Raw genomic sequence first — 21,351 nt, forward strand, 5'->3', positions numbered from 1 at the left:
GTCAACCTCACCGGCCGCTTCTTCTGCGAACCCATGACAACAATCCCGTCTGACAGAGGGGAAGGAATCTGCCAGACACCAACCTCCCAACCAGACATGCCACAACTAAGCAGCGACACGCTACTAGATAGCCCGGCTCCACGCCGTCAATCGTTGTGATGGCTGTGCCGGAGGTGACCCAGATGCTGGTCGGCTGTTGTCCTGTCGGGATCTGGAAGATTCCATGCTCCGGTCCCCGGCTGCCCGGGTTGAGCCCGAACGTCGGCCCAACCTGTCCTTTACTGCTGTAGTACTGCGCGTAGTCCGAGGCGTAGGCGGAGTCCTTTTGCGACTGGGTGTAACGGGTGTCGCCGACGTTCAGGCTCACCGAGCTGTCGGCGTTCCAGACCGCCTCGCTCTTGCCGACGTTGAGCGCGTCTATGGCCACGACGCAGAACTGTTTGCTGGCCTCGGGCGTGGGAGTGGGGGTGGGTGAGCCGACCGACTCGGCTGCATGGGCCATAACGGCGGGGTCCAGCGGCTTGCCGCAGATCACGCTGCGCACGGTGAACTGCCAACGGTCTGGATCGTCGGCGGGGTCGCTGTACACGACCGTCACGGTGAACGGCTCGCCTGTCCGTACTGTGCCGAGCACCTCCGCCCCCGGCGGCGCTCCGACCGTGGGGGCGACGGGGGCTGTGGGGGTGTTCGGGGCCGTGGTCCCTTTCATGGAAGCCTGGTCAGAGTTGTCGGAACAGGCGGCCATGACCACGAGCAATACAGCCGCAACGACGGTGCGGGACACCTCGAGACGTGCGTCCATACCCTCATGCTCACGCCGTTGCCACCCGAGCGCACACCCACAGCTGAACGATCTGGAAGCCGCATCCAAAAGCGGTGTTCTCCACGACGCTGCCGGCGGTGCAGGGCAACGCCCGCCTGGCCTCCCTGGCCCAGGAGATCGAGCGGCTGCGAGCCGAGCCGGGGGACGGCGACATCGCGATCGGCGACTCTAACCTCGCGCTTTCATGAAGCGGCCTGTCCGGCAGGCGGTCAGGTAAGCAGAACGTTCCTCTGACCAGCAAGAATAATGATTGTCGAGGTCCTTGTTCCTGCTGAAATCAAAGGCACTTTCCAGGTGAAGGTGCGACACGAGGTCGCGTGTGTTGAGTGGATGCTCTTGGAGAGGGGGTCGGCGACGTTGCCGACGACGGTCCTACCCCCCCCCGTGTCCGCGTCCAGGACGACGGCCGCCAGGTCGTCTCCCAGGCCGGGTCGGTTCTGCTCGTCGAAACGGTCCGCAAGACCGGCCTCGACCAGGCCATATCCCAGGCCCTGGCTCCGTGGCGGAAGCCGCGGGGCCGTCCACGATCCCGGAAAGATCCTCCTGGACGTCGCCCTGGCGGTCGCACTGGGCGGGGACTGCCTCGCAGACGTCGCGATGCTGCGGTGCGAGCCGGCCCTCTTCGGCCCGGTCGCCTCCGACCCGACCGTCTCCCGCCTGATCACCGCATCCACCGCCGCATTATCAGCATACGAGATCTGCAGGTGAACACTCATTCCACAACTGCTAGGTTCTGCATCGTCGCGAAGGTGTGACGCCGGTTCCCGGCGGTCACGTCCAGGGTCAGTCTCCCGGGGGGCGGGAAATGGGCAACATGACGTTCGGCGAACTCCTGCGTGAGGCGCGGCGGCGGTCGCTGCTCACGCTGGAGAACCTGGCCGAGGTCTCGGGCGTGAGTGTCCGCGCCATCAGCGACATGGAACGCGGGCAGAGTCTGCCGCGCCAGACGACGCTGAACGAGCTGCTGGACGCCCTGGAACTCGACGAGAGCCAGCGGCGGCGACTCGTCCAGGCCTCGGTACGACGCACAGCACAGATCCCCCAGCAACTGCCGCCCGATCTCGCGGTGTTCCGCAGCCGCGACACCGCGCTGACGACCGTCCGTACGTTCACCGACCAACTCGCCACGCAGACGGGGTGTGTCGCCATCGCCGTGATCGGGGGCATGGCCGGGGTGGGCAAGACGACCCTCGCGGTGCACTGGGCGCACCAGGTGGCGGACCGTTTCGAGGACGGCCAGCTGTATGTCAACCTCCGCGGGTTCGAGGACTCCGGGCGGCCCCTGGAACCCGGCGAGGCACTGGGAGGATTCCTCAGCGCGCTGGGCATGCACAACGACGAGATACCCAGCGGCACCCGGGAGCGCGAGGCGCTGTTCCGGGAACGGGTCGCCTCCCGGAGGCTGATCGTCGTTCTGGACAACGCGCGGGACTCTCAGCAGGTCAGGCCGCTGCTGGCCGCCTCGCCGGGATGTCTGACCATCATCACCTCACGCAACCAGCTGTCCGGGCTATCCGCCACCGTGGGCGCCCGCCTGATCGGCCTGGACGTATGGTCACCCGCCGAAGCGGTGGCCGCGTTGGCCGCCCGGATCGGTGACCACCGCTGCCGGGCGGAACCGGAAGCCGTCGCCGAACTCGCCGCGCTGTGTGGACACCTGCCCTTGGCCATCGCCGTCGTCGGCGCACAGCTCGCCGCCAGCCCGCACATGCCCCTGCGAGCCGGCGTGCGCGAACTACGGGAGACCCGGCCCCGCCTGGACGCCCTGGCCGCCGACGACCGGCAAGGCGACGTCCGCGCCGTCTTCTCCTGGTCCTACCACGCCCTGCCCGACGCGACCGCCCGCTTCTTCCGCCGCCTCGCCGTCCATCCCGCACCCGCCTTGTCCGCCGAGGCCGCCGCCTCACTCGCCGGAGCCGACATGCCCCAGGCCCGTCGGCACCTGCGGGAACTGACCTCCGCCAGCCTCCTCTCCCGCGACGCCGAGGGCCGCTACATCCTGCACGACCTCGTCCGCGACTACGGCACCGAACTCATCGAACAGCACAAAGACGACCGGCTCGCCGCCGAGACCCGCCTGCTGGACTACCTGCGTCACAGCGCCTACGCCGCCAACCGGTTCGTCTCACGCTACAAGTCCGAAATGACCGACACCCCTGTCCCGGGAGTGATCCAGGTCACCCTGGACGACCGTGAACAGGCACTGGCCTGGTTCCGGCAGGAAGAATCGACCGCCTCCGCCGCCCTGCGTCTGCTGACCGACCCGCAGCTACTGCGTCATCGCATCAATGTCACCCTGGAATGGGTGAGCTACAACTCCGTCGTCGGCCGCTGGACCGAGGAAACCGTTACCGCCCGCATCGCACTCGACGCCGCCCTCACACTCGACGACCCGGCCGCCATCGTGCGCAGCAGCGCGAACTTGGCGCGCGCTCTGATCGAGACGGGACGCTCTGAGGAGGCCGACAAGCCGACAGGTATGATCCTCACACATCGTCACCGCCTGTCCCCGGTACTCCAAGCTAGAGCCGAACGCAACCTCGGCTGGCTCTATGGTCGCCAGGAGCGTCACACCGAGGCCCTGCCGCACTCTCGGCGTGCGCTGTCTCTCTATCGCACTCTGTCACAGCGCGAGGAGGTCGCTCGCTCACTGTCCGATGTGGGATGGGACCTTGCCAAGGTCGGCCGCTACGAGGAGGCCATCGCCACGTGCGAGGAGGCGATCCCCCTGCTGCGGCGGCACGGCAACCTCCGTTTCGAGGCGGCCGCCTGGGACGGCATCGCCTACGCCCAACAGGGCCTTGGAGATTCCCGAGCCGCAATCGCCAGTTACGAGACGTCGTTGCGGCTCTACGGGGAGGCTCTCGACGACTACAGCCAAGCCGAAGTGCTGGACCATCTCGCCTTCGCTCAGATGGAGCTAGGAGACGTTGAGGGGGCACGGGCCAGCTGGACCCAGTCCGCCGACATGCTGAACGCCCTGCACGTGGCACGGGCCAAGGAGATGCGGACCAAAGCGGAGTCTTCGCCACCGACACCACGATGAACCGGCCGGCGTCCGGTGTCACCGCGTCCCGCCCCCGGGCGGGCGTCCTGGTACCGCACCGCTCAAGTGTGAGCGGCGCGGCGATGGCCGTGGGGTCGACGCTTGCGGAGGATGGCGCAGCCCACGAAATCACCGCGCTGAACCCGCCCGGGTTCGGCAGAGCCAGGGTCATCGCCGCCATGGTCAGGGTGTGTACCATGGCTGCCGCGGTCCTCTCGCCGGGAATCACCGTGTGCTGGGCCCGTGCCGCCTCCAGCGGGGTGGCGGCCACCGCCAGGGCGTTTGGATCCCGACGTGGCGGAACTAGCCGAAACGGCACTCACCAAGCCCCTCCAGACAACCTGCACATCGACGAAGCAGCGGCCCTTCCCTGGCCGGCGGTTGTGTTGTCCCCCGGCTCATCGCGGTACTACGGCCGCCTCCGACGCCCACCCGGCTCGCGCCCACTTCCCGGGGATCACCCGGTTATAGGACGCGCAGCTTCCGGCAGCACCTGTCCGCAGGCCGCCGGGCCGGGGAGGGCCTCCCCAGTTCCCGCTGTCACCGTCGCAACGTTCCATACCCATACGCCGGGGAGTCCCTCACGACTGCATCTCCAGGACCTTCGCCGCTTCCATGGCCTTCGCCCTGATTTCGGGGGCTCGGCACTCCCTGTCCCCGCCCCGAGAGGCGGGCCTCTAACGACGCCGCAGACTTCGCGTGATGCTACGGACCGCTGCTTTGCTCCCCCTTGCAGGGCTTTCGACACTGGGCTTCGACGCCGGGCGTTTCCCCCCGACGCCGCCAGTCTGCTACCGGGCCTCCTGGCAGCTACCCGGACCGGACTTCCACCGGCAGGCGACAACGAGCTTACGACTCAAGATCAGCTACATCACAAAGACCTCCGAGTCTGCTGGGCGCGCGAAAGCGCGAGGTTAGGCAGTGCCGCAGGTGCAACAGAACACGGCCGTCGACGTTCGGAGCGCAAACGGGATTGCGCTTTACGTCAACCCCACAGTGATCCGGAGGAACGATGACGACCATGGGCACTTCCCGCTACTTGCTGGCAGGCCCGAACACCAACATGGCCGAGGCCCTGGTACCGCTCGCCGAGCGCAACCAGGCCGGCGACTGGAATGCGGACTCCAACCTCGCCGACGACGTGTACAACCGGCCAGAGGGCACGAGCGACATCAGTAGGAAGGACCCGTTCGACGCCGTCCCCGTTCGTCGAGGAAACCGAGCTCTAAACGTGCAGGTCAGAGCGCGCTTTCTCAGCGGCTAGTGCTGACGGGGTACCGCACGGCATACTCGGACCATGGCAGAACTCGAGATCGACGACACGACCAGGGACACGCTGCAAGACCTGGCCGCCGACGCGGGGCTGTCCGTCCCGGACTACCTCGCCAAAGTGGCTGAGGAGAAGAAGCGCGAGCGGGCCCTGGATGCGGGCGCCGCGATCTTCCGCCGCGTGACCGGCGACCCTGCGACGGTGGCGGCCTTCGACGCCGAGTTCGGGGGCCCCACGTCGGCCCCACATGGCGCCCGCCAGGCGGCCTGACCTGTGTCAGGTGAGTACTTCGTCGACTACCGGTGGTTCCTGGAACGCCAGGAAGAGCTCCTGCCGGACGACCTGAGGGTCAACGACTTCTCCGTGCTGGTCGGCATGGCGGCCCGCCACAAGGTCGATCCACCTCGCCACGACCAGCACAACCCAGACGCATTCTGGCGGGCCGCGGTGTTCCTGGAGGAGTGCGTCATGTTGCGCCCGCTCCCGTCCCGAAACGAGCTGTTCGGCTACGGCCTGTCCATCGCCTACCTGGGGCTCTCCGGGGAGAACGTGGACACAGGGTTCGAACTGTGGCGCGAATTGATCAACGACATCCGTGCCTTGCGCCTGGACTCGTACGGCATCGCCGAGCGACTCCGGGATCTGCGAATCGACACGTAGCCAAGCATCCCCGCGACTGGACTGCCTACGCTCGCTCGACGCTCTCAACCGATAGCTTCAGCCCAGTAGTCCTTGAGTATCTTGCTGGGCCAGTCGGGCTCGGGGACTTCGCCGCGCGGTCCCATGGGGCCTTCCCCGTGATCGTGGACACCGGTTGTCGTGCGGCGGTGGCAAGCGTAGTTGATCGCTGTTCGTAGGTGATCGGGCTGATCTGGCCGAGGCGGGAGTGCCGTCGTCGGGTGTTCTAGCGGGTCGCCCAGCGGAAGACCGCGAGGCGGGCCTCACTGGCCCCGTTCCACCGCTTGCGGCCCTGGAGCGTCTCGCGCTTCATGGTCGCGTTCAGACTCTCCGCGGCGGCGTTGTCCGCGCTTGTGCCGACCGCGCCGCGTGATCTGGTCACACCCAGCTCCGAGCAGACCTGGGCGAACTCCTTCGACACATATTGGGCGAGTTCAATTGGTCGTTGCAACATCGGGCTGTTGCAACGAGCGTAGCTGCTCTTCGAAGACCTCGGCCGGCGTCCGCCAACCGAGGATCTTGCGGGGCGGGTTGTTGATCGCCATGGCGACGGCTTCGAGGTCCGTGGACGACCACCGGGAGAGATCGGTGCCCTTCGGGAAGTACTGACGCAGCAGCAGCGATCAACTACGCTTGCCACCGCCGCATGACAACCGGTGTCCACGATCACGGGGAAGGCCCCCACCTCCTCTCCCCCTCGGGTGCGGCCGCCGTCGACGGACAGGCCGTTGCGGCACCTGGGACTGGTTGAGCGGGTGGAGCTCCACTCGCGTACCGCGGCCCAAGGACCACACCGAAGAGATCCTCGGCGACCAGGTCCACCTCGGCGCTTGGCTGATCCGGCGGCGCCCCCCTCCCTGCCCATGCCTTCACCGTACGACCGATCGAACGTTCACCAGGGCCACTCGGCACGGCAGGCACTTGAACCGCAGCGGCGTCGAGACAGAACATGTACGCCACAAGAAGGCGTCGGAACATCGGACACGAGGTGGATCACCGGAGATGCACAGCACTGGATCGGTGACCGACAGGTCGCGCGGGGTGTTCGCCGTGGATTCCAGGGTCCCCTGCGGCACCGCGAGGGTTCGATGCCTTCCGTCGTGGATGGCAGACGCAGATCGGCGATGTCTTCCCCCTGCCGGCCTTCAGCCCGGCCACGATCGCCGACTTCCGGGTCAAGGGATCCGTCGCCAGGGTGCGCGATGTGGTGATCGCTGATCTCCACCTGGCGTCGGCCACCCGGATCGCGGACCCCCAGGGCGGCGATCGGGACCTGGTGGAGATCCACGTATTGCGGCGCGGCGCATGGACGTTGGGCGGTTTGCCCGATCGCGACGAGCACACCGTATCGACCGGGCAGTTCCTTTTCCGGCACTTCGGGCGGCAGATGCCCTTCGAGACGGCGCCGCACACCACGGCGCAGTTCCTTTTCCTGCCCTCCGCGATGCTCAGATCCCTGCTCGGGAACCGGACTGCCATCGGGCCGGCGGACTCGGCCGAGATGCGCCTGCTGACGGCCCACACGAGCATGATCCAGCAGACGGTCACCGACCTCGGCCCGGCCGGTGTGCATGCCGCCCACAGCACCCTGATCGAACTGGCCAAGGCCGTGGCGGTGCGCCGCTTCGACGACGTGGAACCACAGCTGGCTCCCGCACTCACCCGGGCCGCGAAGGACCTCGCCAACGGCCATCTCGCCGATCCCGAGCTGTCCCCGACGATGCTGGCACGCGAGCTCAACGTCTCCGTACGCACCCTGCAGCGGGCATTCGCCACGGCAGGAGAGTCGGTGACCGCCTACATCCGCCACCGGCGGCTGGAAGAAGCCCGGCTCGCCCTCACCGCGCCATCCGGCCGGTGGAGCATCTCGGAACTCGCCGCCCACTGGCAGTTCGCCGACAGCAGCCACTTCATCCGCGCCTTCAAGAAACACTACGGCCAAACGCCCACCGCATATGCCCGCTCGACCGGATCGGCCGCACGCTGAACGGATCTGAAGCAGGGCCTGACGCATGAACTGACCGATGACGCCGGGAAGTTGACCGTGCTGTATTTACCAAATGTCACCACCCCGCAGAACACCACGAGTTAAAGACTTGCCCAGCAACCTCAACCGCCGCAGCGTCAGGACAAGCTCGGCGGCGTCGGCCTGGACTGTTCAACCAGGATGATGGCGTTCCACTCCCAGACCGGCTCGCTTCACTATCTGGAGGCCCGTGAATCCAGACATTCCGTGAGAACCTGCCACCCAGGTATTGATCAGAAACTTATGGGGTTCTCGTTCAGGGCTTCACGGAGGTGTGTGCCGCGCCGTAGGCGAATCTGCGTCCCGTCGACCTCGGGGCCGTGACCCGAATCGTCGAGGAGGCTTGGGCGGGGTCGGCGCCGACCGCTGAGACCCTGGACGGCGTGGTGGGTCGCCCGCGCTGAGCGGGAGGTGGACCGCGTTCAGGGCAGCGGGGTGAGTGCGTCCTCCAGGGCCGCCCGCGCGCTGCGCAGGGCGAGACGGAGCTGGTCCGGTGTACGGCGGATCTGGGCCAGCAGGAGGCCGCCCTGGATTGCGGCCATGGTGAGGTCGGCCAGCTCCGTCACGTCCGCGTCCGGGCGTAGCTCGCCCGACTCCTGCATCCGGCGCAGGCCCGCGATGAGGGGTGCTTCCCAGCGTGCGAAGGCGTCCACGAACGCTTGTCGGGTGAGGTCGTCCCGGCCGCTGAGCTGGCTGGCCAACGAGCCGATCGCGCAGCCGCCCACCGCGTCCTGTCGCGTCCCGTTGGCCACGATCGCGTCGAACCAGCGGTCGATGCCGGCTGCCGGGCGGCATGGCGCAGCAACGTGAACTTACCGATACCTCCCGGGTGTACAGGTACGCAACAAGGGGAGCGTCTGCCGCTGCCGACAGCATCCGGTCGAACATGGCTCGCTCCGGTTACCGGGCCAGCGGCGCATCGGCTCGTGCTGCCGCCAGCCTGACCGCCAGTTCCCTCACACCCAACGCAGCCTTCCTCTTTGGGTGTGGCTCTTCTGCAGTGAGTTGGTGATGCCGTGCGCCGTTGCCGTTCGTGGTCGGACGGCGGATCGTCGTGTCCCAGGACGCGGTCTTGGAGGCGGCGATGGTGTCGTGGCTGGAGGAGCTCGATCGGCGGGAGGCTGCCGCGCGGGAGGAGATCGCTGAACTGCGGGACAGGATCGAGGAGTTGAGCAGGCGTCTTGCTGAGCGGGAGGAGGTGTTGTCCCGGCTGGAGATCACGCGGGAGACGATGACCGAGATCCTGTCCGGTGATGACACGGTCACGGTTGCCTGGGCGGAAGGGGACGTCGGCGGGGCGGGGGTTGAGGAGTACCGGTCCCCTGCGGGCTCGCCGGTCGGGGTGCGGCTGGTGCCGCAGTGGACGCCCGGGCTGGGGATGGAGGTGCTGCCGGGTTCGTACCGGGACATTGTCGAGGTTCTGCAGGACGCGGTGCATCCGATGCGGGCGCATCACCTGTGTGCCGCGCTGGGCTTGTCGACGGACAAAAGCAAGGTGGAAGGCTTCCGGTCGAAGCTGAAGCGGCTGGTCGAGCGGGGCTGGCTGGCGGAGGAGGGGCCGGGACTGTTCACGCCGTGCGAGGCCCTGGCAGCGGACGGGGATGCGCCGGAGCGGGCGGGGTCCTCCGCCGTGCGCGGCCGCGCCGGTGTGGGGTCGGGCTCTCGTCCCTAGCGTCGAAGGTGCCAACCGCTTCCACGCTTGAAAAGCGAGAGCCCGCTGCCTGGAGCGTATGCGGCCGCCGCGGCGGCTGACCCCTTTGACCGAGCCGCTTCTTTCCTCACTTCGCTCATCGATTCCCTCTCCCGTCCCGAAGCATTGCTCCTGTCCCACGAGCGGGTGGAGGAAGACGCAGAGCAGGGGGCGAGGGAGCTGGCCCGCCTCCTCCTGCAGGGCCACTTGGACCTGCGCGCCCGCCGGGAGGAAGCCGAGCTGTCGGCCCTGGACGCGAACGGCCGGGCCCGGCTCGCTGCGGGTCGCACCCGGCTGGAGAAGCGCCACCGGCGCCAACTGGCGACCGTGGTGGGGCCGGTGACCGTCACCCGGCGCGCGCTGCGCGCCCTGGGACTGCCCAACTGTTATCCGGCCGACCAGGTGTTGGGGCTGCCACGCGAGCGGCAGAGCCTGCGGCTGCGCCGGCTGGTGGTGCTGGAAGCCGCCCGCGGCTCCTACGACAGCGCCCTGGAGGCGATCGGACGCCGCTGCGGGACACCGGCGGTCGGCAAACGCCAGGCCGAACAGCTCGTGCGGGCGGCCGCGGTGGACATCGCCGCCTTCTATGCCGCCCGCACCCCTGCCCCGGCAGCCAGCACGACGCTGGTGCTCAGCGTCGACGGCAAGAGGATCGTGATGCGCCCGGATCACCTGCGGGAAGCAACACGCAAGGCGGCAGAGCGTGCGACGCGCACGTTCCGCACCCGTCTGTCCGCCGGGGAGAAGACCTGCCGCAAGCGCATGGCCACGCTGGCTGTCGTCCACGACGCGGACCCGGCTCCGCGCCGCCCGCACGACACCATCGCCCCGCCCGGCGGCCGCACCACCCGCCGCACCCCGCGCAAGGGGCCGAAGGCCCGCGCGAAATGGCTCACAGCCTCGGTGGAACACGACGCGGACCAGGTCATCGCCGCCGCGTTCGACGAGGCACAAGCCCGTGATCCGCAGCACCACCGGTGCTGGGTGGTCCTGGTCGACGGCGCCGCCCACCAGCTCGACTTGATCCACGCGGAGGCCGCCCGACGCGGCGTCACATCCATGTCGTCCTCGACATCGTCCACGTGATCGAGAGGTTATGGGCGGCCTCGCGGTGTTTCTACACCGCCACCGATCCCGCCGCCGAGACCTGGGTCGGGGCCATGGCCGCCCGGATCCTGGCCGGCGACGCCTTCGGCGCCGTCGCCGGCATCCGCACCCAAGCCGACCGGCTTGGCCTGTCCGCAGATCAACGGGCCGCAGCGGACAGGGCCTGCCGCTACCTGGAGAACAACGCCGCCTTCGTCCACTACGACGAGGCCCTCGAGGCCGGATGGCCGATCGCCAGCGGCATCGTCGAAGGAGCAGCACGTCATCTGGTGGCCGAACGTCTCGATATCACCGGCAGCCGGTGGAGCGTCTCCGGAGCCGAAGCCGTCCTGACCCTCCGGGCCCTCATCAGCAACGGCGACTTCCCGCAGTACTGGACCTTCCACACCCACAGAGAACGCGAACGCCTCTACCCCCGGCCCGACCAGCACACCTGCGAACTCCTGGCCTGACCGGCGACGTCACTTCAGAAGAGCCACCCCCAATGGGTTGCCTGCGAGTGTTACAGCTGGGACGTTAGGCCGGGACGCCGGGCAGGACCTGGCCAGTTGCCGCCACCGTGGACACCCCCGCCGCTGCCACACGACGAGCGGGTGTCCGGTCAACTGGCGGCCCGGCATGGAGGTCAGGGTGCCGCTGCGATCGGCCCGGACGACATGGCCGGCCGGGCGAGGGTGACCTGGACCGGCTGCAGCGGTCGGGCCGGCGAGGTACAGGCCGGTGCCGATTCTCAGTTGGTCCAGACGACCGGGCTGTCGCGGTACGCGTCGCCCTCGTCGAACGAGGCGCCGATGATGGGCGAGCTTTTCGTGGCGCTGAGCGCGCAGGTCTCGTACGACGCGCCCTTGGTGGTGAACTCGGTCGGCGCGCTCTCGCGGTCGCACTTGCCCGGGATGTCACCGAACAGTACGACGCCCGTCCCGGCGCCACCTTCCAGCACACCGTCCAGCTTCAGCGACGCGTAGGACAGGTCGGTGCCGCCGACGTTCTCCACCTTCATCTTGATGAAGTAGGGCGTCATTCCCTTCGCCTTCTCACCGAAGGCGGCCATGTCGGCCTCGGCGCCCTTCTCGATCGCCGTGACGGTTACGGCGATGGTGCCCTTCTTCTCGCTCGTGTACTCGAAGGGCAGGACAGCCCTGTCGCCGACCTTGAGTTCCGTGCCCGGCGCGGTGCCGTCGCCCTCGGCCGGCGCGGCACTGTCGTCGCCGCTGTCGGCAGTCGGGCTCTCGCTGCTCGGCGCGGACGAGGCCGGGGCCGACGCCGCCGGCGAATCCTGCGCCACCGGCCCTCCCTCGTCGCCGGCGCAGGCCGAAAGCCCGAGCCCCATGGTGGCCAGAGCAGCCGCGAACACGATACGTCCCTTGTGCACTACTACTACCTCACTGGTAACGAAAGCTGTCCGATACGGCAGCCTGGAACGGTCGATGGTTTCGAGAAATGACCGACCACACAGCCGGACATGCCAGAGCGTATTCCGGCCCGGTGGCGGAGTGTGACGGTCATTTGACCCACACCGGAGTGCGCGCAGGCCCCGACCGGGTGCGCTCTCGACCGGGCGGCCGGATCAGGTGACGTCGAGGACGTGCCGAGCGCGCACGTGGAACATGCTCCGCGTGCGCGTGTAGACGGCGATGCTGTCCGCGTCCTCCAGCCGCAGCTCGGCGTGGCGGTCCTCGACGACCACCAGCCGCTCGCCGTACATCCAGAAGCCGTGGCCCGGGGCGAGCTTCAGTGAAGCGGAGAACGGCACGATGGCCAGCTCCACTGTGTGCAACCCGATGACGCCGATAAGCCGGTCAAGCTGGGCGGCGAGCACGGCCTGCGGGCTCTACGACTGGGCAAAGCTCCCTACAGGAGAGCTACACCCGAAGGAGTTCGACCGCCTTATGCGCGCCCCTGGCCCCGTCCTCGCCTACCGTCGCCACCGCACCAAGGTGGTGGAAGACCAGATCGATGCCGTCGAGCGCGCTCTGGGCGTGTTGGGCTACGCGTGGATCGCCTTGCCCCTACACATCCGAGTCGCGCTTCGCGAATACTGGTGGTGGGATACCCGGGCCACGGTGCAGAAGATCTGCCGCATAGTCCTGGCCTACTACGGCGCCGTCTACGTCACGGCTCTCCTCAGTGACGAGCCGTGGCACCCGGTCCCGTGTTCGTCTGGCTCTTCTTCATGCTTCCCTCTGGGGGATCATCCTCACTTTTAGGGCTCCGCGTCAGCGGCGTCGGTACCTGCTGGTGGCCGCCTGTGTCGCTGCGATCAGCGCCTGCGCCGAAGTCCGGAGGAAGGGAAGCATCCAGCGCCCCTGGATGTGGGGGTGGCTCGCGCCGAAGGCGGACGGCTCGAAATATTCGCTCGCGGCACGGACAATGCGGTATGGCACCGCTGGCAAGGTGGCGGAGGCTGGAACGGCGAAGGTTGGGTGTCTCTGGGCGGCAACATGACCAGTAATGTTGCGGCGGCCCGGAACGGCGCGGGGCGCTTGGAGATATTTGCTCGCGGCGAAGACGGTGCGGTGCGCAGAAGCGTTCAAGCGGCCCCCAACAGCAATAACTACTCGGGCTGGGAAACGCTGCAGATCGATCATAAAGTGTCCAGCGAGATCACTGCTGCCAGAAACAAGGCAGGGCAGGTGGAGATCTTTGCGCTTGGCCTGGATAAAGCGGTGTACCGCCACCTGTAACAACGACTAGCCCAATAGGACCGTGTCCTACGTGGTGTCCCATCAGGCGTGTCCTGCGTTCCGCCGCCCTGCGGCCGCACTGTCGACGGAGGAATTAGCGGCTTGGCGATCTCCCACAGGCCGTCCGGAACAATCCAACTCCACGTACCCCGCCCCATACCGAGGCCAAGGACGCCTTATCGGAAATCCATTCCCGGTAGAAGCGCACGCACGGGCACGGCGGGGGTTTTCGGGAGCACCCTTGGGACGCGGGCGGGGCCCACCCAGGGCTTCGGCGTAGTCGCGTCGCATCCGGTTTGTGGCCATGTGGGGCTGAGGTGAGTGAGCGTGCGGCGCGGGTCGTGGAGTCGCTCACCCCCGGTTCTGGGCTTCCTCGGAGCACGCCTATCACGTCAGTCCGTGATCTATGTTGGCTCTCGGTCTGTCACGACAACCGCCAGATGATGAAGTATCCACGACTCGTTCTCCCCTGCAATTCGGCCCGGACCTGCGCGATGAGATCTATGGCGTCGTCCGTCAGCTGGGCACGGGCTTCCGCTCGTTCGGGCCAGGCGCTCCATGGCGACCCGGTTTCGACATTGACGTTGTCGACCTCGCCTTCCGACTCCGTCCAGGACACCAGCTTGGGAGTCCGCGGGCCGTCCGTGGCGACCAGCCCGATGAGCTTGCCGCGGAGGGCGGCGTACCGCACGTGGATGACGTCGGAGGCGTAGAGGTCGAGGAGGTTGTCGACGTCTGGGCTGATGTTCCATTCCTCGACTGACAAGTACGGCTTGGCGACTTCGTCCAGTTCGTCGAGCGCTTCGAGCAGTTGGTCGGCCCACTTGATCAAGGCGAGATACGGCTCAGCTCGCTTGTCGCGTAGGTCCTGCGCATGTGATCGCTCGTGAAGCGCGCGTTCTTGCGCGGCGGACAGTCGCTCCTGCGTGTCGAGCGTGTCGCGCGTGTTCTCTCGCTGTGCGCGCAGGGAGAGCAGTGTCGTCACCAGACTCGCGACGACCGCCAGCCCTGCGACTCCTGTAGACGCCAGACTCACGATGATCTGGGGCTCCACGAGCGTCAGTCTCCCAGGGCTTCGGCGTTGTCGGTGACGTGCGGATCGTGGTGTTCAGTCAAGTGGGAGCCAGTTCAGGGAAGTCGACGGACATGGCTTCCAAGATCATGGAGTTGTCCACGCCCCGTGCTCCGAGTGGAAGACCGTGCCTGCCGAAGCATCATCCCTGATCCCGCCTGCCCTTGACCAGCTCCGGCAGCAGCCCGCGGTCGCCCCCGTGGAGGTCCCGGGCCTGCTGGAACGCCTGGCCAAGGTCCCGGACCCGCGTGATCCTCGCGGTGTGCGCCACGCTCTCGCCGCCGTACTCGCCCTCACCGCATGCGCCGTACTGGCCGGAGCGACCTCGCTGCTGGCGGTCGGCGAATGGATCGCCGATGCCCCCGCGCACGTGCTTGACCGGCTCGGCGTTTGCTCCGATCCGCTCCAGCCTCGGTGGGCGCTGCCCTTGGAGACCGCGGTCCGCCGGCTGCTGGCCCGCTTCGACGGCGACGCGCTGGACCGGGCGGTGGGCTGCTGGCTGGCCGACCGCCGACCGCAAGCGGGCAAGCTTCGGGGGCTGGCCGTGGACGGCAAGAGCCTGCGCGGCGCCGCCTAGGCAAAGGGCCGGAAGATCCACCTTCTTGCCGCGCTGGAACACAGCACCGGCGCCGTCCTGGCCCAGCTGGACGTGGACGAGAAGACGAACGAAGTCAGGCGCTTCCAGCCGCTGCTGGATGCGGTTGCGGACCTCGCCGGGGTGGTCGTCACCGCCGATGCGCTCCACACCCAGCGCGAGCACGCCGAGTACCTCATGGGCCGCGAGGCCCACTACGTCGTGATCGCAAAGGGCACCCAGAAGAAGCTGTGCAAGCAGCTGAAGTCCCTTCCCTGGAAGAACATCCCGCTGCAGGGCCGTTTCAAGGGCGTCGGCCACGGCCGGGCAGAGATCCGACGGATCAAGGTCGCGACCGTGAATAACCTGCTCTTCCCCACAGCCCGCCAGGCCATCCAGATCAAGCGCCGCCGTACCAGGCCGAATGGGCTCTTCAGCTGGCCCAGGCGTCGCGTCAGTCCGCAGTCAGCTCGTCGAGCCACGCCTGCACCGGCCCGTACACCCCGCCCGGCACCAGCACGGTCAGCTGGTCGACCAGCACCCAGCGAACCTCCGCCACCTCCCGAGGCGACGCCGCATGAGCCGTCCCCGACAACAGCCGGCAGGCCACGTACACCACCCGCCAGCCCGAACCGGATGGATGCGCGACCCCAGCACCACGACAGACGCCACCGTGACGCCCGCCTCCTCGTGGGCTTCGCGGGCCGCAGCCTCGGCGGCCGACTCGCCCGGGTCGACTTTTCCCCAACGAGCAGGCCGCCCTGAAGTGCGTCTACATGGCGATCATGTCCCTCGATCCCACAGGAAAGGGACAGGCCCGCTGGACCATGCGCTGGAAAACCGCACTGAACGCCTTCGACATCACCTTCGACGACATCACCTTCGACGGCCGCCTCTCAGCGGCCCGTCAGTAACCCCAACTAACCCAGTTACACCGCTCGTTTGACCCGCACGCCGCCGACGAACGCCTCCGCGAGGTCGTGAACAGGGCGAACGTAGCCTGATGCGGCACTAGTATGCGGAGCATGACGCGGTATGTGGACGAGGATCTGCACGGTGCGGAGTTCCGCGAGTGCGATCTGACCGGGGCACGCCTGATCGGCGTCGTCATGCAGGATGCCGTGATCGACGGGCTCGTCACCAACCTCGTGGTGAACGGTGTCGAGGTCACCGAGTACGTCGAGGCAGAGCTCGACCGGCGTCATCCGGTGCGGATGCTGATCCGCTCCCAGGACCCTGCCGATCTGCGTGAGGCATCGCGTCAGCTCCATGCCGGCTGGACCGCCACGATCGAGCGAATCCGCCATACGCCCGGCATCGAGCGCCGCAGCGTGAACGACGAGTGGTCGGCGGTGCAGACGATGCGCCACCTGGTCTTCGTCCACGACTCGTGGTTCCGCCGCTGCTGCCTGGGCTCGACGCAGCGGTTCACGCCGATGGGCATCGGGACGACCGTCGAGCCCTACCGTGGAGCGCACGGCCTTGACCTCAAGCTCGATCCGGCCCTCGACGAAATCGTGAGCGTGCGTGACGCACAGGCCGCCGAGCTCGAGGCCTGGCTCGACGAGGTCACCACTGTGCAGCTCGCAGCGCGAGCGCCGGTGCCCGACGACGATGTCTGGCCGCCGTACGCCCGGGGCCGCCTCGTGCGGCAGTGCCTCAGCACGGTGCTCAACGAGACCTTCGCACACCACAGCTTCTGCGTCCGCGACCTCGACCTGATCGAGGCACAGAACACCGCGTAGAGCCGGCTACGGACGCAGCATCGGTGCGGATACCGGCCTCGCTGACCGTCTGCGCGATGCCAAGCTGCTGAGCCCAGAGCTGGACGCGGTACTTCTCGAGCATCCGGCGGGCCTGACCTAGGTGCTGGCCGGGCGGGCGGCCGTCGGGAGCGCGGCGAGCTGGTGGAGGTGCGCCGCCTGGAGGCCGGCGATGCGGTCCATCAGTGCGCGAACGGCGGCGATGGTCGTGTCCAGCTCGCGTCGCCGCTCGACGACGCCCTGAGGTGGACCGGGTAGCGCTCCTGTCGAGCCTCCAAGTGGGGCCAGATCAAGGCGCTAAAGCCCGTAGAACGGGACGTCTCACCCAAGGCTGATGCGATGAAGGAGCGGGGCCTCCCGCTCCGGCCGGGTGCGGACGATGCTCGGTCCAGGAGAAGAAATCAACCGTCCACAGACAGGAGGCCCCTGATGGACCGTGAGCAGGCCTACGACGGACCCCAGATCGTGGGCATGGACCTGCATGCCCGTCGCTCGGTGCTGCTGCGCATGACCCCGGAGGGACAGCGGCTGGGCCGGGTACGGATCGACAACAGTCCCGCCGCGCTGAAAGCGGAGGTCGCCAAGGCGGGCCCGCACCCGAAGGTGGTGCTGGAGGCGACCTATGGGTGGTACTGGGCCGCCGACGCCCTGGCGGAGGCCGGGGCCGAGGTCCATCTCGCCCATCCGCTCGAAGTGAAGATGTTCACCTACCGACGGGTCAACACCGACGACAAGGACGCGGCCAACCTGGCCGACCTGCTGCGCATGGGACGTCTGCCCGAGGCATGGATCGCCCCGCCCCGCATCCGCGAGCTGCGGGAGCTGGTGCGCTACCGCCACAAGCTGCTCAACGTCCGCACATCGGCAAAGACCCAGGTCCACGCGGTCCTCGCCAAGGCCGGGCTCCACACGCCGGTTTCCGATCTGTTCGGCCGGGCCGGCGGCGACTGGCTGGCAGGGCTCTCGCTGCCCGGCCCCTACCGGGCCCGGGTCGCCTCGCTGATGAGGCTCATCGCCTTCCTCGGGGAGATCAGCGACCTCGAGAGGCACACGGCGCGGGCGCTCGCCGATGATCCCGGCTACCGCGCGGTGCAGACGATCCCCGGCATCGGCCCGGTCTTCGCCGCCGTGCTGGTCGCCGAGATCGGCGACGTCACCCGCTTCGCCAGTCCCGGACAACTCTGCTCCTGGGCCGGACTGACCCCGCGTCACCGCGCCTCAGACACCAAGGTCCACCGCGGACCGATCACCAAACAGGGCTCCCCGCTGCTGCGCTGGGCCTGCGTGGAGGCGGTCCAGCGATGCTCCGCCGACACCCCGATGAGGCGGCTGAAGGACCGCATCACCCAACGCCGCGGCTCCGGCGCCCGCAACACCGCCAAGACCGCCGCGGCCCGCAAACTGCTCACCCTGGTCTACTACGCCCTGCGCGACGGCGAAGTCCGCTGCCTGGCGAAGATGGCCACAGCGTGAGCAGGCCGGAACACGGCCGACGCGCGATCGTTCTCTGTCTGGCTCCCGCCTCGGCGGCGTGGCCGTTAGTCTGATCCGATCCTGTCGGCCGTCGCGAAACGCCCCATGCAGAGGCCCGTCCAGCCCGCCGACTGGACGCGTGCCCGCGAAGGGATGACCGGCAGCCGAGCCTGCCCACCACGTGACCACACCACTGGGGCGAGACACACAACATCACACCCCTACCTCGGCACGGCACCAAGGCCCGCGCCGTATATCGCGTTGCCCTCACGCAGCCGGAAACCAGGAGAAGACCGGACAAGACGACCACTTGACCGACCCCACTCCTTCAGGGATGACCGACCCCACTCCTTCAGGGATGACAGAGAGGGGGGCGATCTCATACTTACGAAAAGGTATGTGACAAACAATATGGCTGCGACTTGAGAGGATGCGCGCACAGGTCACAGCATGGAGCGAGCGCCGGACCGAGATCGCTACGGGTCGAGGACCATGGCGCTCCTCTGTCGATTTCGACTTATCTCACTGTGGACTGGAGCGAAACATGGCTGACCACCGCACGCCAGTGACCCTGATCGGTTTGGGCTCGATGGGCACGGCGCTTGCCGAGGCATTCGTCGCGGCCGGATATTCGACGACCGTGTGGAACCGGAGCGCGGAGAAGGCAGCTCCCCTGGTCGCCAAGGGGGCGGTCCACGCGTCGGCGATCGAGGACGCGATCGCGGCGAGCCCGCTGGTCATCACATGCCTCACCACGTACGAGGCCACGCGCGAGGCTCTGGAGCCGGCCGTGGCCCAGCTGGCCGGACGCGCGCTGATCACCCTCAACACCGGATCCCCCATCGGCGCCCGTGAGATGTCCGACTGGGCGACCGGCCACGGTGCCCGGTTCCTCGACGGGGCGGTCAAGAACGTGCCCCAGGCCGTGGGCCTGCCCGACACGCTGCTGTACTACAGCGGTGACAGGGCAACCTTCGACGAGCACGTGGAGACTCTGCGCGTGCTGGGCGGTGACACCGTCCACCTCGGCACCGACGTGGACCTCGCCGCCCTCTACGAACTGGCCGTCGGTGGCACTCTCCTGCCCGCCCTCATCGGTTTCTTCCAGGGCGCCGCTCTGATCACCCAGCGCGGTCTGGAAGCCAAGACGATGGTGGACTACACCGTCAAGTGGCTGGAGATGATCCAGTCCACCCTTCCGCTGCTGGCCGAGGAGATCGACAGCGGCGACTACACCAAGCCTTTCGCCACGGTCGGCACCTTCTACGAGGGAACGCGCAGCGACGCACAGGTCGGTGCGGAAGCCAAGATCGACGTCCGCTGGCACAAGCCGATGGTCGACCTGCTCGAACGTGCCATTGCCGAGGGCCACCGCGACCACAGCATCTCGGCACTGATCGAGGTCATCCGGAAGCCGGAGCAGACGGCCTAGTCCAGCAAGAGGCGCGGCCGGACCAGAAGGCACAGGGCTGCGTCCGATTCCCAGGAGACCGACAGGTGACGGTCTCCTGGGAATACTTGTCTACGCCCATGACTGGTCTCTTACCCGGCAGTGGAGGGCCAATTGCCCTCTCCCCGTAACGTCCTGACTGTTTCCGGATCGGCTGTTCCGGAACAGGACAGTCTGTTGACACTACTTAGACAATTGATCGCCGTCGTGGCGTTCGGGTATGGGGAGAGTTCTGTGCGAGTACTCATGGCGGTTTGGCCCGCTCCTGCGCATCTCTATCCGGTGGTTCCGCTCGCCTGGGCACTGCAGAGCGCCGGGCACGAGGTCGTCATCGCCTCCCACCCCAACATGGCGGCAACCATCTCCTCGGTGGGCCTCACCGCGGTGCCGCTCGGTGACGCGGGCAGCATGCCCACACCCCGTGCCGCGACCCGCCCCGTACCACCTGCCATGGACGAGGAGCTTGACCGGGTCGAGAAGACACTCGGCGTCCATCCGTCGGACTACCCCTGGGACATCTTCCGTCGGTTCATCCTGCCAGCCATCTGGGACTTCCACCCCGCGCACGCCTCGCCCTCCGCGCCGCAGCCAGGTATCGACGATCTCGTCTCGTACGCCCGGGCCTGGCAGCCGGACCTCGTGATCTGGGATCCGTGCTGGCCGTCGGCGGCGGTGGCGGCACGTGTATCGGGTGCCGCCCATGTCCGCTTGCTTTGGGGTCTCGACTACTGGGGCTGGGTCACCGAGCGGTTCGCCAAGCTGGTACACAGCGGTGGCGCGGTTCGGGTGGAGAACCCACTGCTGCACTCGGTCAGGCCGGTGGCCGAGCGATACGGCATCGACGTGGACGAGGAGCTCCTCCTCGGCCAGTGGACGATCGACCCTCTGCCGAACGGGATGCAGCTGACCACCAACGCCCTTACCGTTCCCGTCCGCTGGGTGCCTTTCACCGGCACCGGCCCCCTCCCCCAGTGGCTGCGGGAGGCTGCCGAGCGCCCCAGGGTTGCAATCTCGCTGGGTGTGTCGGTGCGACAGTTCTTCAAGGACAGCGAGGCCCTCATCACCACGATGCTCGCCAGCGTGGCCGACCTGAACATCGAAGTGGTGGCCACCTTGGACAAGGAGCAAACCGCGGGCATCCATGTGCCGCGAAACGTGCGGGCGGTGGATTATCTACCGCTCAACCAACTGCTGCCGAGTTGCTCGGCGATCATTCACCACGGCGGTATCGGTACCTTTGCGGCGTCGGCGGCTATGCGGGTTCCACAGCTCATCACCGACGGGGAGGCCGAGATCGTCGTCCAGCACGACGACGGGACCCTGACGTCGTTCACCCACAAGCACATGGATGCGCCGCCCACGTCGGAGTATGTCCTCGCGCACGGTGCTGGGCTTGTCCTCGACCGAGAGAAGCACTCCGCCGACGAATTGAGCAAGCAGCTGGCCCGTGTGTTGGCCGAGCCCTCGTTCCAGGCCGGTGCCGACCGAATCCACGACCGAATGCTTGCCACTCCGAGTCCCCATGACGTCGTTCCGCTGCTCGAGCGAATGAGCTCTCGGTACAAGACCAGGACACTAGTAGGGCTTGGTCAGGTCGGTTGAGGTGGTGCGTGTCCTTCCGGCCCGGTGTGGCGTTGAGTGTGTGTGACTCCGGACGAGATTGCTGTGGTGCGTGGTGAGTTGGAGGCGTTCGCG

The 21,351-nt window shown here is 67.6% G+C and carries 17 protein-coding genes and 10 pseudogenes; 17 read left to right on the forward strand and 10 right to left on the reverse strand.

What is annotated here, in order from left to right; translation table 11 throughout:
- Positions 1-7 precede the first annotated feature (7 nt).
- Positions 8-802, reverse strand: coding sequence for a hypothetical protein (locus tag ACTWQR_RS52465; RefSeq protein ID WP_443234457.1), 795 nt, complete (start codon positions 800-802; stop codon positions 8-10).
- 50 nt (positions 803-852) lie between these two features.
- Between ACTWQR_RS52465 and ACTWQR_RS52470 the strand changes: the two are divergent.
- From ACTWQR_RS52470 to ACTWQR_RS52495, 6 genes and pseudogenes are all read left to right on the forward strand, one after another.
- Positions 853-1,002: pseudogene (locus ACTWQR_RS52470) on the forward strand (dihydrofolate reductase family protein); the annotation flags it as partial.
- Between the two features lie 147 nt (positions 1,003-1,149).
- Positions 1,150-1,504, forward strand: a pseudogene (locus tag ACTWQR_RS52475) (transposase); the annotation flags it as partial.
- Positions 1,505-1,628: 124 nt separating this feature from the next.
- Positions 1,629-3,869 (forward strand): ATP-binding protein, encoded by a 2,241-nt coding sequence (locus tag ACTWQR_RS52480; protein ID WP_443234458.1) that lies wholly within the window; start codon positions 1,629-1,631, stop codon positions 3,867-3,869.
- Positions 3,870-4,881: 1,012 nt separating this feature from the next.
- Positions 4,882-5,133, forward strand: coding sequence for a hypothetical protein (locus ACTWQR_RS52485; RefSeq protein WP_443234459.1), 252 nt, complete (start codon positions 4,882-4,884; stop codon positions 5,131-5,133).
- 33 nt (positions 5,134-5,166) lie between these two features.
- Entirely contained in the window at positions 5,167-5,409 is a 243-nt protein-coding gene (locus tag ACTWQR_RS52490; RefSeq protein ID WP_443234460.1) for an antitoxin MazE7, read from the forward strand.
- A gap of 3 nt (positions 5,410-5,412) precedes the next feature.
- Positions 5,413-5,799 carry a toxin Doc gene (locus ACTWQR_RS52495; RefSeq protein ID WP_443234461.1) on the forward strand — a complete coding sequence of 129 codons (387 nt, stop codon included), beginning with the start codon at positions 5,413-5,415 and terminating at the stop codon, positions 5,797-5,799.
- A 160-nt stretch (positions 5,800-5,959) separates the two neighbouring features.
- Here the strand turns inward: ACTWQR_RS52495 and ACTWQR_RS52500 are convergent.
- Together ACTWQR_RS52500 and ACTWQR_RS52505 are read right to left on the reverse strand one after the other, a co-directional pair.
- Positions 5,960-6,247: pseudogene (locus ACTWQR_RS52500) on the reverse strand (integrase core domain-containing protein); the annotation flags it as partial.
- Between the two features lie 4 nt (positions 6,248-6,251).
- Positions 6,252-6,434, reverse strand: a pseudogene (locus tag ACTWQR_RS52505) (IS30 family transposase); the annotation flags it as partial.
- Between the two features lie 590 nt (positions 6,435-7,024).
- On the opposite strand from ACTWQR_RS52505, the gene ACTWQR_RS52510 reads away from it, so the two are divergent.
- Complete coding sequence (locus ACTWQR_RS52510) at positions 7,025-7,804, forward strand: helix-turn-helix domain-containing protein (protein ID WP_443234462.1); 780 nt, start codon at positions 7,025-7,027, stop codon at positions 7,802-7,804.
- 461 nt (positions 7,805-8,265) lie between these two features.
- Here the strand turns inward: ACTWQR_RS52510 and ACTWQR_RS52515 are convergent, their stop codons facing one another.
- The gene (locus tag ACTWQR_RS52515) at positions 8,266-8,619 is read right to left on the reverse strand and encodes a TetR family transcriptional regulator C-terminal domain-containing protein (protein WP_443234471.1); all 354 of its coding nucleotides are present in this window, start codon (positions 8,617-8,619) and stop codon (positions 8,266-8,268) included.
- Positions 8,620-8,915: 296 nt separating this feature from the next.
- On the opposite strand from ACTWQR_RS52515, the gene ACTWQR_RS52520 reads away from it, so the two are divergent.
- Positions 8,916-9,515, forward strand: coding sequence for a hypothetical protein (locus ACTWQR_RS52520; RefSeq protein WP_443234463.1), 600 nt, complete (start codon positions 8,916-8,918; stop codon positions 9,513-9,515).
- 45 nt (positions 9,516-9,560) lie between these two features.
- A pseudogene (locus ACTWQR_RS52525) lies at positions 9,561-11,092 on the forward strand (ISKra4 family transposase).
- Between the two features lie 278 nt (positions 11,093-11,370).
- On the opposite strand, the gene ACTWQR_RS52530 reads toward ACTWQR_RS52525, so the two are convergent.
- Together ACTWQR_RS52530 and ACTWQR_RS52535 are read right to left on the reverse strand one after the other, a co-directional pair.
- Positions 11,371-11,970: a hypothetical protein gene (locus ACTWQR_RS52530; protein WP_443234472.1), complete on the reverse strand. Its 600-nt coding sequence runs from the start codon at positions 11,968-11,970 to the stop codon at positions 11,371-11,373.
- 237 nt (positions 11,971-12,207) lie between these two features.
- Positions 12,208-12,459, reverse strand: a complete 252-nt coding sequence (locus tag ACTWQR_RS52535; protein WP_443234464.1) for a Scr1 family TA system antitoxin-like transcriptional regulator — start codon at positions 12,457-12,459, stop codon at positions 12,208-12,210.
- A 499-nt stretch (positions 12,460-12,958) separates the two neighbouring features.
- Between ACTWQR_RS52535 and ACTWQR_RS52540 the strand changes: the two genes are divergently transcribed.
- On the forward strand, positions 12,959-13,324 hold the full coding sequence (locus tag ACTWQR_RS52540) for a hypothetical protein (RefSeq protein WP_443234473.1): 366 nt from the start codon (positions 12,959-12,961) through the stop codon (positions 13,322-13,324).
- A 35-nt stretch (positions 13,325-13,359) separates the two neighbouring features.
- Here ACTWQR_RS52540 and ACTWQR_RS52545 read toward each other — a convergent pair.
- Both ACTWQR_RS52545 and ACTWQR_RS52550 read right to left on the reverse strand, forming a co-directional pair.
- A pseudogene (locus ACTWQR_RS52545) lies at positions 13,360-13,482 on the reverse strand (IS5/IS1182 family transposase); the annotation flags it as partial.
- 266 nt (positions 13,483-13,748) lie between these two features.
- On the reverse strand, positions 13,749-14,378 hold the full coding sequence (locus tag ACTWQR_RS52550) for a hypothetical protein (protein ID WP_443234465.1): 630 nt from the start codon (positions 14,376-14,378) through the stop codon (positions 13,749-13,751).
- Positions 14,379-14,523: 145 nt separating this feature from the next.
- Here ACTWQR_RS52550 and ACTWQR_RS52555 point away from each other — a divergent pair, with 145 nt between their 5' ends.
- The gene (locus ACTWQR_RS52555; RefSeq protein ID WP_443234466.1) at positions 14,524-14,973 is read left to right on the forward strand and encodes a transposase family protein; all 450 of its coding nucleotides are present in this window, start codon (positions 14,524-14,526) and stop codon (positions 14,971-14,973) included.
- 15 nt (positions 14,974-14,988) lie between these two features.
- Positions 14,989-15,249 (forward strand): annotated as a pseudogene (locus ACTWQR_RS52560) (transposase); the annotation flags it as partial.
- 243 nt (positions 15,250-15,492) lie between these two features.
- On the opposite strand, the pseudogene ACTWQR_RS52565 reads toward ACTWQR_RS52560, so the two are convergent.
- Positions 15,493-15,669, reverse strand: a pseudogene (locus ACTWQR_RS52565) (hypothetical protein); the annotation flags it as partial.
- Between the two features lie 41 nt (positions 15,670-15,710).
- On the opposite strand from ACTWQR_RS52565, the pseudogene ACTWQR_RS52570 reads away from it, so the two are divergent.
- Positions 15,711-15,884 (forward strand): annotated as a pseudogene (locus tag ACTWQR_RS52570) (IS256 family transposase); the annotation flags it as partial.
- A 111-nt stretch (positions 15,885-15,995) separates the two neighbouring features.
- Positions 15,996-16,715 carry a DinB family protein gene (locus ACTWQR_RS52575; RefSeq protein ID WP_443234467.1) on the forward strand — a complete coding sequence of 240 codons (720 nt, stop codon included), beginning with the start codon at positions 15,996-15,998 and terminating at the stop codon, positions 16,713-16,715.
- On the opposite strand, the pseudogene ACTWQR_RS52580 reads toward ACTWQR_RS52575, so the two are convergent.
- Positions 16,642-16,854, reverse strand: a pseudogene (locus ACTWQR_RS52580) (hypothetical protein); the annotation flags it as partial. The gene ACTWQR_RS52575 and the pseudogene ACTWQR_RS52580 sit on opposite strands and share 74 nt — an antisense overlap.
- A 308-nt stretch (positions 16,855-17,162) precedes the next feature.
- On the opposite strand from ACTWQR_RS52580, the gene ACTWQR_RS52585 reads away from it, so the two are divergent.
- The 3 genes from ACTWQR_RS52585 (at position 17,163) to ACTWQR_RS52595 (ending at position 21,258) form a co-directional block, all read left to right on the forward strand.
- Positions 17,163-18,206 carry an IS110 family transposase gene (locus ACTWQR_RS52585; protein ID WP_443234468.1) on the forward strand — a complete coding sequence of 348 codons (1,044 nt, stop codon included), beginning with the start codon at positions 17,163-17,165 and terminating at the stop codon, positions 18,204-18,206.
- 544 nt (positions 18,207-18,750) lie between these two features.
- A complete protein-coding gene (locus ACTWQR_RS52590; RefSeq protein ID WP_443234469.1) occupies positions 18,751-19,638 on the forward strand; it encodes an NAD(P)-dependent oxidoreductase in 888 nt (295 codons plus the stop codon).
- A gap of 132 nt (positions 19,639-19,770) precedes the next feature.
- Positions 19,771-21,258: a nucleotide disphospho-sugar-binding domain-containing protein gene (locus tag ACTWQR_RS52595; protein WP_443234470.1), complete on the forward strand. Its 1,488-nt coding sequence runs from the start codon at positions 19,771-19,773 to the stop codon at positions 21,256-21,258.
- Positions 21,259-21,351 lie beyond the last annotated feature (93 nt).

This window comes from Streptomyces sp. 2A115 (assembly GCF_052245575.1).
GTDB lineage: Bacteria > Actinomycetota > Actinomycetes > Streptomycetales > Streptomycetaceae > Streptomyces.

Coding starts and splice junctions, on each gene's coding strand:
- ACTWQR_RS52465 (WP_443234457.1), bottom strand. CDS start 802: ATGGACGCACGTCTCGAGGTGTCCCGCACCGTCGTTGCGGCTGTATTG.
- ACTWQR_RS52485 (WP_443234459.1), top strand. CDS start 4,882: ATGACGACCATGGGCACTTCCCGCTACTTGCTGGCAGGCCCGAACACC.
- ACTWQR_RS52590 (WP_443234469.1), top strand. CDS start 18,751: ATGGCTGACCACCGCACGCCAGTGACCCTGATCGGTTTGGGCTCGATG.
- ACTWQR_RS52490 (WP_443234460.1), top strand. CDS start 5,167: ATGGCAGAACTCGAGATCGACGACACGACCAGGGACACGCTGCAAGAC.
- ACTWQR_RS52480 (WP_443234458.1), top strand. CDS start 1,629: ATGGGCAACATGACGTTCGGCGAACTCCTGCGTGAGGCGCGGCGGCGG.
- ACTWQR_RS52575 (WP_443234467.1), top strand. CDS start 15,996: ATGACGCGGTATGTGGACGAGGATCTGCACGGTGCGGAGTTCCGCGAG.
- ACTWQR_RS52585 (WP_443234468.1), top strand. CDS start 17,163: ATGGACCGTGAGCAGGCCTACGACGGACCCCAGATCGTGGGCATGGAC.
- ACTWQR_RS52530 (WP_443234472.1), bottom strand. CDS start 11,970: ATGGGGCTCGGGCTTTCGGCCTGCGCCGGCGACGAGGGAGGGCCGGTG.